Consider the following 14,531-nt stretch of genomic DNA (forward strand, 5'->3'; position numbering starts at 1 on the left):
CCACCGCGGACCCATCACCTCCGAGGAAACAACAGGAATCACTCGACCCATGAAGACCTACCGAAACGGAAGCACCGACATGAATCTCATGCATGAAGAACTCGCACGCGCGCAAATGTCCGCGCGCCTGGGAGAGGCGCAAGAAATGCGGCGCGGTCACCAGCTGGCCCTGGCCCGCCGGATGAGCCGCAAGGCCGAGCAGGCCGCGCAGCAGGCGCGCCTCGCCCTCGCTCGCGCGATCTGAGCGACCGAGGACTCGCCTCGGATCGGCTCACGCCCTGATCGCGGGTGGCGTTGACCACGAGCCGGTACGTCGTCACGGTGACGACGTACCGGCTCGCTGGCGTTCGCGGGACGGGACGCCAGAACGGGACGGCAGGAGTAGCCTCGGCTGCGTGAGTGAGCTCGTCACGTGCGACTTCTGCGGGGCGCAGGCGCCCGAGGGGCAGACTTTGACCTGGTCGACCGCGGTCGAGAACGGCCGGCGCCGCGCCTTCTGCGACACCTGCTCGCGGAGCAACCTGCGGGCGATGGAGGGCAAGCTCGACAGCGAGTGGTGGTGATTCGGCCGCCGCGGTCGAGGTGTCACGGTCGCGTGGTCACCGGTCGTCTCAGGCCGTGTCGAACCAGGCGCACCCGCAGTCGGGGTGGCGCTGCCAACGCCGGGCCTGCGGCACCGGATGGTGGCCGAAGGTCCACGAGGTCAGCCAGCTGTGCGGGGTCTCGCCCCGGCTCCACGCGGTGAGCTCGCGCGCCGCGGCGCCGGCGGCCAGGGCGAGCAGGGCTCGCGCGGCCTCCCCGGCGCGGGCCGGACGGCCCTCGTCGAGGACCGCCGCGGCGACGCACCGCGCGCAGGGTCCCACACCGGGTGCCACCCACGGGCCGACCTCGACGGCGTGGGGCCGGACGGCGACCAGCAGGTGGGGCAGCGAGGCGACGCTCCAGTCGTCGAGCGTCGCGGACACCAGGCGACCCGGGGTCACCGCCACACCGACCGCGGCGCCCGCATCGAGGCGGATGCCCGCAGCGCCGAGAGCGGCGGCCACCGGAGCGTGCCACGGGTCGGGGCAGTCGAGCTGCGCGCGGAGCGGTACGGCGTCCATGCCCCGACGGTGCCACGCGCGAGTCGCCGGTGGGCGCCCTCCACAGCCCGCGAAATGCGAGCAGCGGCGCCACCCGGAGGTGACGCCGCTGCTATTCAGCCCGAGGGCTGAGGCTCAGGCCTTGCCGAGGATGCGGTTGAGGTTCGTGCCGCAGACCGGGCAGACGCCCTTGGCCATCTTCGTGCCCTTGTCGTTGACCTTGATCTCGCCCTCCGCCTCGCGCTTCTCCTTGCACTTGACGCAGTAGAACTCACCGCTCCAGGTCTCCGCCATGACGGCCTCCTTGCTCGTTACTTCGTGGTCGTCGCGACGGGGTTGTCGATGGGGAAGCCCGTCGGGGAGCCTGGCGGTTGCCAGCGCTCCGCCGACGACCCTACGCCACGCGTGGGCCACGCTCACGCACCACACGCGCTGAGCGTGAAACCAGCCGTTCCGGCGCGGGGCGTCGTCAGTACCCTCACCCCATGCCAGACCTCACCCATCTGCGCCTCGAGCGCCCCTCCGAGGGGGTCGCCCTGCTGACCCTCGACAACCCCGACATGCGCAACGCGATGAGCGACGAGATGACCTCGTCATGGGTTGCGGCCATCGACGAGCTGGCCGCCGACCGGTCCGTCCGCGCGGTGGTGGTGACGGGGGAGGGCAGCGCGTTCTGCTCGGGAGGCAACACCTCGTGGATCGCCGGAGACCCCGACGCGAGCGTCGACCTCCTCCGCACCCGGATGCTGCCCTTCTACCGGGCCTGGCTCTCGATCCGCCGGCTGGAGGTGCCGACCATCGCGGCGGTGAACGGCCCCGCCATCGGCGCCGGCCTCTGCCTGGCCCTGGCCTGCGACATCCGCTACGCCGCCGAGGGCGCCCGAATGGGCGTGCCGTTCACCAAGCTCGGCATGCACCCCGGGATGGCCGGGACCTGGCTCCTGCCCGAGGTGGTCGGGCTGGCGCACGCGCGCGACCTGATCCTGACGGGACGGCTCGTCGACGCGGACGAGGCGCTGCGGCTGGGCATGGTCTCGCGCGTGATCGGTGCCGCGACGTTCCTCGACGAGGTGCTCGACACCGCGGCCGGCATCGCAGCGACCGCGCCGGTCGCGGCGCGGCTCACCAAGCTGGCACTGGCCGACGGCGGGCACGCCGACGTCGAGGCGGCGCTGCAGTGGGAGGCGCTCGCGCAGCCGATCACGCTGGCCACCGACGACCTGCAGGAGGGCATCCGGGCTGCCCGGGAGAAGCGGGCGCCACAGTTCCGCGGTCGGTGAGCGGGCGGGTCGTCACGCTCCACAGATCGCTCTCCACGCCTGTGGACAGGGCTGTGGACGAAGTGTGCACGGCGGCGTGGAGGTCGTGGAGGACGACCCCGCCGGTGGGGAGGGACCTGTGGGCGACACCCGCCCGCGGGCGCCGTACTGTGCGGGTGACCAGCAGGAACGGCGACGGCGCGGCTGTGGAGGAGACGACGTGACCCAGGACGACGTGACCCAGGACGGCGGGCCCGGGCCGCAGCCTCGCGGCCCGGTGGCCACGCTGCGCCGGATCGCGTTCCTCATGGAGCGTCAGCGCGAGGAGAGCCGCCGGATCGAGGCGTTCCGCAAGGCGGCGCGCACGATCCTGCCGCTGCCGGAGGAGGAGGTACGCCGCCGGGCGGAGGCGGGCACCCTGACCGAGCTGGCCGGCATCGGTCCCAGCACGGCGGCCGTCATCACCGACGCGTGCAACGGCGTGGTGCCCGAGCGCCTGGTCGCGCTGGAGCGGACCGCCGGGCCGCTGGCGCGTGGTGGAGAGGAGCTGCGCGCCCGGCTGCGCGGCGACCTGCACTCGCACTCGGACTGGTCCGACGGCGGGTCGCCGCTCGAGGAGATGGCGATGACCGCGATGGAGCTCGGTCACGACTACCTCGTGCTCACCGACCACAGTCCGCGGCTGCGGGTGGCCAACGGGCTGAGCGCCGAGCGGCTCACCCGCCAGCTGCGCGTGGTGGAGGCGGTGAACGAGCACCTCGCCGGCGGCTTCACGCTGCTCAAGGGGATCGAGGTCGACATCCTCGACGACGGGTCGCTCGACCAGGCCCCGCAGATGCTCGGCCAGCTCGACGTCCGCGTCGCGTCCGTGCACTCCAAGCTCAAGATGGAAGCCGCGCCGATGACCGAGCGGATGGTCGCGGCGGTGCGCAACCCGTACACCAACGTGCTCGGCCACTGCACCGGTCGCCTCGTCACCGGCAACCGCGGCACCCGGCCGCAGAGCCAGTTCGACGCCCACGCCGTGTTCACGGCGTGCGCGGAGGAGGGCGTGGCGGTCGAGATCAACTCGCGACCCGAGCGCCGCGACCCGCCCACCCAGCTGCTCGAGCTCGCCCGGGACCTCGGCTGCCTGTTCTCCATCGACTCCGACGCGCACGCGCCCGGCCAGCTCGACATGCTCGACTACGGCGCCGCCCGGGCCGTCGAGGCCGGGATCGACCCGGACCGCATCGTCACCACGTGGAAGCGCGACCGCCTGCTGGAGTGGGCCTCCGCCCGTCTCTGACCCGCGCGCCCCCACCCGGCCGTGGGCGCAGGGGGCTAGGTTCGGCCCCATGAGCACGTCGACCGGGCCGCCCCAGGTGGAGGTGCGCCGTTCGCGCCGCCGCCGCCGGACGGTCTCGGCCTACCGCGACGGCGACCGCATCGTCGTGCTGATCCCGGCCACGATGAGCAAGCGCGACGAGGCCACGTGGGTCGCCGACATGGTCGCGCGGATCGAGCGGCAGGAGAAGCGCAGGCTGCGCTCCGACGACGACCTCGTCGCCCGGGCCGCCAAGCTCAACGACCTCTACCTCGGTGGTCTCGCCGTCCCGGCCTCGGTGCGATGGGTGACCAACCAGAACGCCCGATGGGGCTCGTGCACGCCCGGTGATCGCACCATCCGGCTCAGCGACCGGCTCCAGCGGGTGCCCGGATGGGTCGTCGACTACGTTCTGGTCCACGAGCTGGCCCACCTGCTCGAGTCCGGGCACACGCCGGAGTTCTGGGCCTGGGTGGACCGCTACCCCCGCGCCGAGAAGGCCAAGGGCTACCTCGAGGGCTACTCGGCCGCCGCCCGGCTCGAGCCTCCGCCCGGCGGCGAGGACCTCGACGGCTAGCTAGCCGCGAAGGCGAGCCACCGCGTCGCCGACGAGACGCCGCATGTCCGGGAGCAGCTCGGGCAGCGCGTCGAGGGGCCACCAGCGCACGTCCAGCGACTCCTCGCTGGCCCGGTGGTCCGCGCCGCGCTGCGCGGTGGCGAGGAAGCGTACGTCGAGGTGGTGCACGGTCGTGCCCGGGACGCAGAACTCCACGGCGTGCACGTCGAGGTCGAGCGGCACCGGGTCGAGGGCGAGCTCGCGCAGTCCCGACTCCTCGTGGGCCTCGCGCAGCGCCACGCCCGCCAGTGTGGCGTCACCGGGCTCGCAGTGACCGCCGAAGGCCAGCCAGGCGTCGGCCTTGCGGTGGTGGTTGAGCAGCACGGCGTCCGCCTGCGGCGTCAGGACGACGGTGCCGGCGGTGAGGTGGTCGGGCAGGCACGCGCGCGTCATCGCGTCGGGATGCGCGGCGAGGTGGTGGAGGAACCGCTCGCGCAGCTCCGCCAGGCGCGGGGACGCGGGCGTCCACCCGGACAGCACGGCCCGGGCGTCCGCGTGCAGGCTCACCTGTCGCTGCCACCGTCGAGCAGGTCACGCAGGCCCGCGTCGAACTCCTCCTCGGACAGCTGGCCCGGCGCGACGGAGTCCTCGCGGAACCCCAGCGGGTCGTCGAGGTCCTTGGCGGTGGGCAGCAGGTGCGGCGACATCCAGACGCCGTCGCGCGCCTCGGCGCCCTGACGGGTGCGCAGCGAGCCCCACAGGGTGGACGCGTCGCGCAGCCGGCGCGGACGCAGCTCGAGGCCGACGAGCGTGGCGAAGGTCTGCTCGGCCGGGCCGCCCGCGGCGCGCCGACGGCGTACGGTCTCCTGCAGCTTGGCAGCGGCGGGCATCCGCTCCGCGGTGGCCTGCGAGACGACCTCGTCGACCCAGCCCTCGACCAGGGCGAGGGTCACCTCGAGCGTCTCGAGCGCCGCCTTCTGCGTCGCGGAGGGCTCGGGGTCGAACAGCCCGCCGGCCAGCGCGTCCTGCATGGCTGCCGGGTTGGACATGTCGATGTCGCGCAGCTTGGCCTCCATGCCGGAGGTGTCGAAGTCCATGCCCGCGCCGTACTCGGCGACCGCCCCGATGAGGTGATCGCGCAGCCACGGGACGCCGGCGAAGAGGCGCTGGTGGGCGGCCTCGCGCAGGGCGAGGTAGAGCAGGACGTCGTCGGTGGTGACGTCGGGCAGCTCCGCGGCGAACGCCGCGACGTTGGTCGGCAGGAGAGCGGCCTTGCCGATCGGTCCGAGCGGCAGCCCGATGTCGGAGGCGCTCAGCACGTCGCCGGCCAGGACGCCCAGGCCGCTGCCGACCTGCGAGGCGACCATGGCGCCGCTGGCCTTGCCGAGCATCGCCATCAGCGGGCCGGCGAGCTGGCGCATCTCCTCGGGCATGGCCTCGCCCAGCGCGGCGGTCGCCGACCCGGCGATCGGCTCGACGAGCACCTTCCACACGTCGATGGTCTCCACGATCCACTCCGCGCGCGACCACGCAGCGGTCGTGGTGACGCCCGACGGGAACTCGGTGGTGGTGTCGAGCCAGTGGTCGGCAAGACGTACGGCGTCGGCGACCGCGGCGGACTGGGCCGGGGTCACCGTCGGGTCGGGCTCCTGCGCGGCGGTGCGGCGGGCCAGGTCGGTGACCGTCTGCCAGTTGACCGGCCCGTCGTGCGGCGCGAACAGCGACTGCATCTGCGCCATCAGGGCGTTGAGGTCGGGCATGGCGCCGCCGGCGCCGCCCATCTGCGAGAAGATCTGCTCGAAGGGCGTGCCCTTGAAGGGGTTCTGGTCGTCGGGGCCCTGACCGGACGGTCCGGGGCCCCCAGGGCTGTCACTCATGCCAGCCACGGTACTCACCGTCGCCCAGTCCCCGCCCCAGTCCCCGCCCGGGTCTCGGCGCCTCTCGCCACGCGTCCCGCCGCGGTCCCGGCGCGCCTAGACTCGGTCCGGTGAGTGACCCCGTGCGACTGGTCGGCATCCGCGACACCCCGCTCGACGTCACCGAGGTGGTCGACGCCCTCGGCGACGACGGCGCCGGCGGGCTCACGCTGTTCATCGGGCAGGTCCGCGACCACGACGGCGGCAAGGGCGTCACCGCGCTGGGCTACTCCGCGCACCCCACCGCGCTGGCGCGCCTGGAGGAGGTGTGCCGACGCGTGGCCGCCGAGCACGACGTGCGCGGCGTGGCGGCCGTGCACCGGGTCGGTGCGCTGGAGGTCGGTGACCTCGCCGTGATCGTCGCGACCACCGCCGCTCACCGAGGTGACGCCTTCGCCGCGTCGCGGGCCCTCATCGACACGCTCAAGGCCGAGGTGCCGATCTGGAAGCACCAGGTCTTCGACGACGAGACCGAGGAGTGGGTCGGCACGCCGTAGCGCCTGCCCGCCGCTGCCGCGATCGCCGCCTACGCTCGGAGCGTGGAGATCCTGCTCTGGCTCGTGCCCTCCGCCGTGGTGACGCTCGTCGCGATGGCGTGGGTCTCGTGGGTCGGCCGGGACAGCCACGGCGAGGTCGACCGCGACGTGGCCGCCGAGCGGCTGGGCAGGGCGCTGGCCAAGGAGCTCCCCGGCGGCACCCGGCGTACGCCGGCGCCGGCGCGCGACCGCAGCACGGGCATCGCGGTGCGTCCCAGCCACGGCCGGGCCGCAGCCGAGGACGCCACCCGTCGCGCGTCCTAGTTGTGCTTGTTTGAGAGAGTTGCGCCCATGAGTCAGCGGACCAGGGCGGGGCTGCTCGCGCTGTGCCTGCTGGCCGTGCTGTGGGGGACGGCGGCGTTCGTGCCGCTGCCCTACGTCACCTACTACCCCGGACCGACCGTGGACATCCTCGCTGAGGACAAGGGCGAGGAGACCGTCAAGGTCACCGGCCACAAGGCCTACTACGACGCGGGCGAGCTGCGGATGACCACCGTCTACGTCACCCAGCCCGAGGACGACGTCACGCTGCCCGAGCTGCTGCAGGCCTACTTCGACCCCGACGCCGCGGTGTGGCCGCGGTCCTCGGTCTACGCCCCCGACGAGACCGACGAGTCCAGCGACCGCCAGTCCGCGGTGGCGATGGTCTCCTCCCAGGACACCGCGGTCGCGGCGGCCCTGACCGAGCTCGGCGAGGAGGTCGACCCCGTCGTGGAGGTCCTCGACGTCACCCCCGGCCTGCCCGCCGAGGGACAGATCGAGGTGCGCGACGTGCTCCTCGAGGTCGCGGGCACGAAGATCACCGAGGCCCAGGACGTGGTCGACGCCGTGCGGGGCGCCGAGGCAGGGGAGCCGGTCGACTTCGTGCTGCGCCGCGACGACGAGCGGATGACCGTGCAGGTCACACCCCGCGAGGTCGACGGCGAGCCCCGCGTGGGCATCACCCCAGGGCCCGGCTTCGACTTCCCGTTCCGCGTCACCGTCGACATCGCCGACAACATCGGCGGCCCCAGCGCCGGGCTGATGATGTCGCTGGCCGTCCTCGACACCCTCACCCCGGGCTCGCTGACCGGCGGCGCCGCGGTGGCCGGCACCGGCACCATCACCCCCTCCGGCGACGTCGGCCCCATCGGCGGCATCCAGCAGAAGATCGCCGCCGCGCGCGACGCCGGAGCCGAGCTGTTCTTCGTGCCGGCCGACAACTGCAGCGGCATCGGAGACGTGGACTCCGGCGACATGCGGCTGGCCCGCGCCACCACGATGCACGGCGCGGTCGAGAGCCTCGCCGACTGGGTCGCCGACCGCGACGCCGTACTCCCCACCTGCGAGGACACCGCCTCATGACCGACCCGGACCCGATCGAGCCTCCCGCCCAGGGCAGCGACGAGACCTCGGCAGACATCCCAGCCGACATCCCAGCCGAGATCCCAGCCGAGGTCCCTCCGCTTCCCGAGGACCCGGCGCTCGCCGCGGCCGTGCTCGAGATCGAGGCGCACGTCGCCCAGGAGGGCTGGGACCAGCCCGCCCGGCTGTACGCACTCGTCGACACGGCCGAGCTCGTGGCGCAGGAGCCCGCGCTGGCCGCCGCGATGGCCATCGACGGTCCCGGCGACGACGGCTCCTTCACCCCGATCGAGCAGGAGGGGCTGCCGCCCGGTCAGGCGCTCGAGGAGGCGCTGCCGAGCATCGTGTGGCCCGACGCCGTCGCCGGGTGCGCGGCGGTGATCGAGCGGCTGGTGCTTCCGCCGGGCGCCGACGACGACCTGCCGGAGGACCCGGCCGCTGCCGAGCTGTACGCCCGCGAGCACCCGCACCGGCAGGAGGTGCGGATGGTGGCGGGCGTGACCCGCGCCGGCGCGTCCTACTGCGCGTTGCGGCTGCGCGCCCACGACGACGAGCAATCCGTGGTCAACGGCACCGAGCTGGTGCCGGGCCTGCTCGAGCTCCTCCACGCCACGTTGCACGACCCGCACGACCCCCGTCACTCCAGCACCGAGCAGGGACCCGCATGAGCACACCCTTCGACCGACCGAGCTCACCGAACGGGCCGGACGGTCCCGGAAGGCCTGGCGGAGCCGGCGGACCGGGGCCGCAGCGGCCCACCGGGGCCTCGCGCCGCCCGGGCGCGCTGGTCATCACCGCGATCATCCTGATCGTCGCGTTCATGCTGCTCAGCGGCTTCGCATCGTTCTGGACCGAGCGGCTGTGGTTCGGCTCCGTGGGCTACGGGGAGGTCTTCACCACCCTGCTGCTCACCCGCGCAGGCCTGTTCCTGGTCTTCGCGGGCCTGATGGCCGCGGTGGTGGCCCTCAGCATGGCCATGGCCTACCGCTTCCGCCCGATGATCTTCCCCGGCATGCCGGGAGTCCCGGACGACGGGATGGACCGCTACCGGCAGGTGCTCGGGCCGCGCATGACCTGGGTGATCGCCGGCGCTGCGGCGGTGATGGGACTGTTCGCCGGCGCATCGGCGACCGGCCAGTGGCGCAACTACTCGCTGTGGCGGCACAGCCAGCCCTTCGGCAAGACCGACCCCTACTTCGGCAAGGACGCCGGGTTCTACGTCTTCGAGCTGCCCTTCTGGCACTACCTCGTCGACTACGTCATGGCGCTGGCCGTGGTCGGCCTGCTCGCCAGCATCGTGGTCAACTACCTCTTCGGCGGCATCAGGCTCGCCGCGCGTCCCGGCGAGCGGCTCACGAGTGCCGCACAGATCCAGGTCTCGGCGCTGCTCGCGCTGTTCGTGCTGGCCAAGGCCGTGGACTACTGGCTCGACCGCTTCGACCTGGTGACGAGCTCCGGCCCGATCTTCACGGGCCCGGGCTACACCGACGACAACGCGGTGCTGCCTGGCAAGGAGATTCTCGCCGGCATCGCGATCGTGTGCGCGCTGCTGTTCCTCGCGAACATCTGGCGCCGCACCTGGCTGCTGCCGTCGGTCGGCGTGGCCCTGTTCGCGCTGTCGGCGATCGTCCTCGGGCTCATCGTGCCGACCGTCGTCCAGGCGATCCGGGTCAACCCCAACGTGCCGGTGCGCGAGGGGCCGTACATCAAGGAGAACATCGACGCGACCCGCGAGGCGTACGCGCTCGACGACGTCGAGATGGGGTCCGTGTCCGGCAGCGAGGTGCCCGCGGAGGGTCGCCTCGAGGCACTCGACGAGAAGACCGCGAACGTGCCGCTGGTCGACCCGCAGGTCGTCAGCGACGTCTTCGAGCAGCAGCAGCAGGTGCGCGGCTACTACTCGGTGAGCGACGTCCTCGACGTCGACCGCTACGAGATCGAGGGCGTCGACCGTGCCGTGGTGCTCGGCGTGCGCGAGCTCGACCAGGACGCTCTCGACGAGGGCGACCGCAACTGGTCCAACCTCCACACCGTCTACACGCACGGCGACGGCGTCATCGCCGCCTATGCCAACCAGCGCCCCGCCGACGACTCGGAGCAGTCGCTGAGCATCCAGTGGGCGCAAGGCCAGCAGGCCGACGAGGACGCGCTGACCAGCCTGTCGCCCGAGGGCGTCGAGACCCGCGTCTACTTCGGCGAGCAGAGCCCGACGTACAGCATCGTGGGCAAGGCCGACGACGGCCAGGACGTGGAGCTGGTGCTGCCCTCGTCGCAGGACGAGGAGGAGGGGGAGAGCCCCGAGACGACGTACGACGGCGAGGGCGGGGTGCCGGTCGGCAGCCTCTTCCACAAGCTGCTCTACGCGGTGAAGTTCAGCGAGCCCAACTTCGTCCTGTCCAGCCTGGTCAACGAGAACTCCAAGGTGCTCTACGACCGCAACCCGCGGACCATGGTCGAGAAGGTCGCGCCGTGGCTGACCGTCGACTCCGACCCCTACCCGGTGGTCGTCGACGGCCGGATCCAGTGGGTGCTCGACGGCTACACGGTCACCGACAAGTACCCGCTGTCGCAGCGTGAGTCCCTGGAGACGATGACCGACGACTCGCTGCAGCAGAACAACGGCTTCCAGACGCTGCCCACCGACGAGATCAACTACATGCGCAACTCGGTGAAGGCGACCGTGGACGCCTACGACGGGACGGTCCGGCTCTACGCCTGGGAGGAGTCCGACCCGATCCTGCAGGCCTGGCAGGAGGTGTTCCCCGGACTGATCGAGCCGCGCGAGGAGATCCCCGAGAACCTCGTGCCGCACCTGCGCTACCCCGAGGACCTGTTCAAGGCGCAGCGCTACCAGTTCCAGCGCTACCACGAGACTTCGGCCGCCGACTGGTTCGAGGGCTCGACCCGGTGGGAGGTCCCCAAGGACCCGCAGGCCTCCACCCGGCTACAGCCGCCGTACCGGCTCTTCTCCGAGGCCGCCGGCGAGCCCACGTGGGCGCTGACCTCGGTGTACGTCCCGCGCGAGCGCGACAACCTGGCGGCGTACATGAGCGTCAACAGCGACGCGACCAGCGAGGACTACGGCAAGATCTCCGTGCTGGAGCTGCCGGACACGCGCACGGACGGTCCCCGCCTGATCGCCGCGGCGCTGAGCACCGACGAGACGGTGCGCCAGGAGCTGCTGAGCTTCACCCAGGGCGATGCGACGCCGGTCTTCGGCAACCTGCTCACCCTGCCGATCGGCGACAGCTTCATGTACGTCCAGCCGCTCTACACCCGGCGCGACGACGAGTCGGCGTACCCGATCCTGCGCTTCGTGCTGGTGTCCTACCAGGGCCGGGTCGGCATCGGCGAGACCCTGCGCGACGCCATCGCCGACTCCCTCGACGGCGCGGTCGCTCCGGACGACGGTGAGGAACCCGAGACCGAGGACCCGGAGACCGAGGACCCGGAGACGGAGGACCCGGAGGCCGAGCCGACGGAGTCGCCGGCGGCCGAGCCGACCGAAACCCCGACCACCCCGGTGCCGGGCGGCACGCAGGCCCAGATCCGCCGGCTGCTGGTGCAGGCGGAGGCGAAGTTCACCGAGGCCGACGAGGCCCAGCAGGCGGGCGACACCGTGCGGTGGGCGCGGCTGATGGAGGAGGGCCGCGAGCTGATCGAGGAGGCCGTCCGCCTGGCCGGCTGAGCGTCCGGGGACCCCGATTTGGGGTCTCGCCGAGCAGCCCTGTAATGTTCTGTTCACCGACGCGGGGTGGAGCAGCTCGGTAGCTCGCTGGGCTCATAACCCAGAGGTCGCAGGTTCAAATCCTGCCCCCGCTACAAAGAACAGGGCCTGACCTGCGGAAACGCAGATCAGGCCCTGTTGCTGTGTGTCGCGGTTTCCCACGTCTTCTCTACCGAAGCGCGCAGACAGCGGCAGACCCGGACGTTGGAGTTCGAGACGTCATGAGAATCCTCGGTCCGGACCGGCGGAGATCATGACGTTGCACAAGCGCTGATCCGGCCGGCAGGGACGCGTGGGTCGCGGCAGGTCGGGACGCTCTCATGCGCGGCTTCCCCAAACGCATCCCGGGGGCATGCCGAGGACGCCTAGGGGCTGTCGCTCCCATGCTCCGCGAGGCAAGGCGAGCAGGGCGTCGACGAGTGCTCGGCCGAGCGGCAGGTGACCAAGCCGTCATCGGGCGGAGGGCCACGTCGGACGCGCCGCAGCCTAGGCGAGGACGTACGGCGGGACGAGCAGGCCGCCGATGATGCACGCCCAGCCGAGGAACAACCACGGGTAGTGACGGCCTGTCGACGGTCGGGGGCTGCGGATCTCCCGCAGGCGACCGAGGTAGCCGACCGAGGCGAAGGCGGCGCCCAGGAGGCCGAGGGGCACACCGATCCAGAACTCGGTGACGCCGCTGGAGGCGGCGAGGCAGGCGTAGAGGCCGGCGACCCCCAAGCCGGCCGCGATGAGCGGTACGGCGCTGCGGAGCAGCTGCCGATGCTCCATGCCCTTCACGGCCCGGTCCATCGCAGTCATGCTCCTCCTCGGTCCAGCAGCGGAAGGAACCTGCGCAGCGCACCGCTGGTCGCCGCCGGGTTCCAGGCGAAGCCCACCTCCCACTCGGCACGGGGCGCGTCGATCGCCACGAGCTGCACCCCCGGCGGCGCGATCCGCTCGGCGCTGGCCGGTACGACGGCGACTCCGAGGTGCGCGGCGGTCAACGCCAGGACCGTCTGGAGGTCGTCCGCCTCCTGCACGATCTCCGGTCGGCATCCGAGCTCCTCGAGCATCCCGTCCACCTGGGCGGTGAGGCCGGGCCCCCGGGCGGGGCGCAGCCGTACGAGCGGGTGGTCCTCGAGCCATGCCGCGAGGACACCCGTGCCCGGCGGCTCCACCCCGCGGGCGGAGGCGATCGCCAGGCGGTCCCGGGCCAGGGGTATGGCCTCGAGGTCGGGCGGCACGGGCATGCGCACGAACGCGCCGTCGAGCCGGCCGGTGCGCAGGCGCTCGACCTGGACCGACGAGGGGAGGTCGTCCAGGGCGACGGTGATCTCCGGGCAGCGGTCGCGGAACCGGGCGACGAGGCTGGGGGCGAGCTCGATGCTCGACAGGCCGAAGCCCAGTGCGAGGTGCCCCTCCTCCCCGGCGGCGAGACGTCGCAGCCGGTGGTCGAACTCCCGCAACCGGCGGTCGAGCTCGGTCGCCTCCGCGAGCAGGGTGCGTCCAGCGGCCGTCAGGCGCGCGCCGCGACGACCGCGCACGAAGAGCACGGTCCCGGCGAGCCGCTCGAGCTGCTGGACCTGCTTGGTCAGCGCCGGCTGGGTGATGCGCAACCGGGCGGCCGCTGCCCCGAACGTGGGACTCTGGGCGGTCGTCACGAACGTCCGGAGCAGGCGGTGATCCATTCCGCAAGGTTATCGCAGGCCGGAATATTGTTAGTGGACAGAAACCCGGGGCGGCCAGTCGAATGGAGACATGAGCCTGCGTGTCGCGACGGTCCAATTCGAAGCCGTACCGGACGACCCCTGTCAGAACCTGGCGACGGTGCGCCGCCTCGCCACCGCCGCTGCGGCGGACGGGGCGCAGCTGGTCGTGTTCCCGGAGATGTGCCTGCTGGGCTACTGGCACCTGCGCCGCCACGACGCGGCCACGCTCCACGACCTGGCCGAGGCGTCGGACGGCCCTCTGGTCCGCGCGGTGGGGGAGCTCGCCGCCGAGCTCGGGATCGGGGTCGGGGCGGGCTTCCTCGAGCGGGGCGCCGACGGCCGGCTGTTCAACTCGTACGCTGTCTGCCTGCCCGACGGGGGCGTCCACGTCCACCGCAAGCTGCACGCCTTCGAGCACGAGGCGATCTCCAGCGGCAGCGACTACACGGTCTTCGACACCCCGTGGGGCGTTCGGGCCGGCATCTTGATCTGCTGGGACAACAACCTCGTCGAAAACGTCCGGATCACCGCCCTGCTGGGGGCCGACGTCCTGCTGGCGCCGCACCAGACCGGTGGCACGAACTCGCGCAGCCCGCACGGCATGAAGCCCGTCCCCGTGGAGTTGTGGGACCGGCGCACGGAGGATCCCGAGGCGATCGCGGCCGCCATCACGGGTCCGAACGGCCGCGGCTGGCTGATGCGGTGGCTACCGGCCCGCGCCCACGACAACGGCCTGTTCGTGGTCTTCAGCAACGGCGTGGGGCGCGACGACGACGAGATCCGCACCGGCAACGCCATGGTGCTCGACCCCTACGGCCGCATCGTGGCCGAGACCACCGCCGCGGCCGACGCCGTGGTCATCGCCGACCTGGACCTGGGCCTGCTGCCCACGTCGACCGGCCGCCGCTGGCTGACCGGCCGGCGCCCCGACCTCTACGCTCCGCTGACGCAGCGCTACGGCAACGAGGTCGACGCCAGAACAGTGCGGTTCGGGGGCTAGCGAGCCGCCGTCCAGCGCGCCCCCGGGCGAGGAGATCCTCCCAGCGCCCGAAGTGGGCCACCGGCGCCCATGGGCGCCGCCTGTCGCTACGATGTCGCTGTTGCAAAAAGGTTG

Annotated in this window: 17 protein-coding genes and 1 tRNA gene; 12 read left to right on the forward strand and 6 right to left on the reverse strand. The window is 72.4% G+C overall.

Going from position 1 to position 14,531, the window contains the following annotated elements; translation table 11 throughout:
- Positions 1 to 49: 49 nt before the first annotated feature.
- Both J3P41_RS12020 and J3P41_RS12025 read left to right on the forward strand, forming a co-directional pair.
- Positions 50 to 244: a hypothetical protein gene (locus J3P41_RS12020; protein WP_210650514.1), complete on the forward strand. Its 195-nt coding sequence runs from the start codon at positions 50 to 52 to the stop codon at positions 242 to 244.
- A 151-nt stretch (positions 245 to 395) separates the two neighbouring features.
- Positions 396 to 563, forward strand: a complete 168-nt coding sequence (locus tag J3P41_RS12025) for a hypothetical protein (RefSeq protein ID WP_210650515.1) — start codon at positions 396 to 398, stop codon at positions 561 to 563.
- A gap of 48 nt (positions 564 to 611) precedes the next feature.
- Here the strand turns inward: J3P41_RS12025 and J3P41_RS12030 are convergent, their stop codons facing one another.
- Together J3P41_RS12030 and J3P41_RS12035 are read right to left on the reverse strand one after the other, a co-directional pair.
- Positions 612 to 1,103, reverse strand: coding sequence for a hypothetical protein (locus tag J3P41_RS12030; RefSeq protein ID WP_210650516.1), 492 nt, complete (start codon positions 1,101 to 1,103; stop codon positions 612 to 614).
- 114 nt (positions 1,104 to 1,217) lie between these two features.
- Entirely contained in the window at positions 1,218 to 1,376 is a 159-nt protein-coding gene (locus J3P41_RS12035) for a DUF5679 domain-containing protein (protein WP_090969683.1), read from the reverse strand.
- Positions 1,377 to 1,567: 191 nt separating this feature from the next.
- On the opposite strand from J3P41_RS12035, the gene J3P41_RS12040 reads away from it, so the two are divergent.
- From J3P41_RS12040 to J3P41_RS12050, 3 genes are all read left to right on the forward strand, one after another.
- Positions 1,568 to 2,362, forward strand: a complete 795-nt coding sequence (locus J3P41_RS12040) for an enoyl-CoA hydratase/isomerase family protein (protein WP_210650517.1) — start codon at positions 1,568 to 1,570, stop codon at positions 2,360 to 2,362.
- 199 nt (positions 2,363 to 2,561) lie between these two features.
- Positions 2,562 to 3,629 (forward strand): PHP domain-containing protein, encoded by a 1,068-nt coding sequence (locus J3P41_RS12045; protein ID WP_307861960.1) that lies wholly within the window; start codon positions 2,562 to 2,564, stop codon positions 3,627 to 3,629.
- 49 nt (positions 3,630 to 3,678) lie between these two features.
- The gene (locus J3P41_RS12050; RefSeq protein WP_210650518.1) at positions 3,679 to 4,224 is read left to right on the forward strand and encodes a M48 family metallopeptidase; all 546 of its coding nucleotides are present in this window, start codon (positions 3,679 to 3,681) and stop codon (positions 4,222 to 4,224) included.
- On the opposite strand, the gene J3P41_RS12055 is transcribed toward J3P41_RS12050, so the two are convergent.
- Positions 4,225 to 4,770, reverse strand: coding sequence for an NUDIX hydrolase (locus J3P41_RS12055; protein ID WP_210650519.1), 546 nt, complete (start codon positions 4,768 to 4,770; stop codon positions 4,225 to 4,227).
- Entirely contained in the window at positions 4,767 to 6,080 is a 1,314-nt protein-coding gene (locus J3P41_RS12060) for a zinc-dependent metalloprotease (protein ID WP_210650520.1), read from the reverse strand. The genes J3P41_RS12055 and J3P41_RS12060 overlap by 4 nt, the downstream gene beginning before the upstream one ends.
- Before the next feature lie 110 nt (positions 6,081 to 6,190).
- On the opposite strand from J3P41_RS12060, the gene J3P41_RS12065 reads away from it, so the two are divergent.
- From J3P41_RS12065 to J3P41_RS12090, 6 genes are all read left to right on the forward strand, one after another.
- The gene (locus J3P41_RS12065) at positions 6,191 to 6,616 is read left to right on the forward strand and encodes a molybdenum cofactor biosynthesis protein MoaE (RefSeq protein WP_210650521.1); all 426 of its coding nucleotides are present in this window, start codon (positions 6,191 to 6,193) and stop codon (positions 6,614 to 6,616) included.
- Positions 6,617 to 6,658: 42 nt separating this feature from the next.
- Positions 6,659 to 6,919: a hypothetical protein gene (locus J3P41_RS12070; RefSeq protein WP_307861961.1), complete on the forward strand. Its 261-nt coding sequence runs from the start codon at positions 6,659 to 6,661 to the stop codon at positions 6,917 to 6,919.
- A gap of 27 nt (positions 6,920 to 6,946) precedes the next feature.
- The gene (locus J3P41_RS12075) at positions 6,947 to 7,999 is read left to right on the forward strand and encodes a PDZ domain-containing protein (protein ID WP_210650522.1); all 1,053 of its coding nucleotides are present in this window, start codon (positions 6,947 to 6,949) and stop codon (positions 7,997 to 7,999) included.
- Positions 7,996 to 8,667, forward strand: coding sequence for a PPA1309 family protein (locus tag J3P41_RS12080; protein ID WP_246861944.1), 672 nt, complete (start codon positions 7,996 to 7,998; stop codon positions 8,665 to 8,667). The genes J3P41_RS12075 and J3P41_RS12080 overlap by 4 nt, the downstream gene beginning before the upstream one ends.
- A complete protein-coding gene (locus J3P41_RS12085; protein WP_210650523.1) occupies positions 8,664 to 11,687 on the forward strand; it encodes a UPF0182 family protein in 3,024 nt (1,007 codons plus the stop codon). The genes J3P41_RS12080 and J3P41_RS12085 overlap by 4 nt, the downstream gene beginning before the upstream one ends.
- A gap of 60 nt (positions 11,688 to 11,747) precedes the next feature.
- Positions 11,748 to 11,821 (forward strand) — tRNA-Met (locus J3P41_RS12090).
- Positions 11,822 to 12,212: 391 nt separating this feature from the next.
- On the opposite strand, the gene J3P41_RS12095 is transcribed toward J3P41_RS12090, so the two are convergent.
- Together J3P41_RS12095 and J3P41_RS12100 are read right to left on the reverse strand one after the other, a co-directional pair.
- Complete coding sequence (locus tag J3P41_RS12095; RefSeq protein WP_210650524.1) at positions 12,213 to 12,527, reverse strand: hypothetical protein; 315 nt, start codon at positions 12,525 to 12,527, stop codon at positions 12,213 to 12,215.
- The gene (locus J3P41_RS12100; RefSeq protein ID WP_210650525.1) at positions 12,524 to 13,396 is read right to left on the reverse strand and encodes a LysR family transcriptional regulator; all 873 of its coding nucleotides are present in this window, start codon (positions 13,394 to 13,396) and stop codon (positions 12,524 to 12,526) included. Before J3P41_RS12100 ends, J3P41_RS12095 begins: the two co-directional genes overlap by 4 nt.
- A gap of 70 nt (positions 13,397 to 13,466) precedes the next feature.
- Between J3P41_RS12100 and J3P41_RS12105 the strand changes: the two genes are divergently transcribed.
- Positions 13,467 to 14,417: a nitrilase-related carbon-nitrogen hydrolase gene (locus J3P41_RS12105; RefSeq protein WP_210650526.1), complete on the forward strand. Its 951-nt coding sequence runs from the start codon at positions 13,467 to 13,469 to the stop codon at positions 14,415 to 14,417.
- Positions 14,418 to 14,531: the final 114 nt, after the last annotated feature.

Source organism: Nocardioides sp. SYSU D00065 (assembly GCF_017916425.1).
Taxonomy (GTDB): Bacteria; Actinomycetota; Actinomycetes; order Propionibacteriales; family Nocardioidaceae; genus Nocardioides.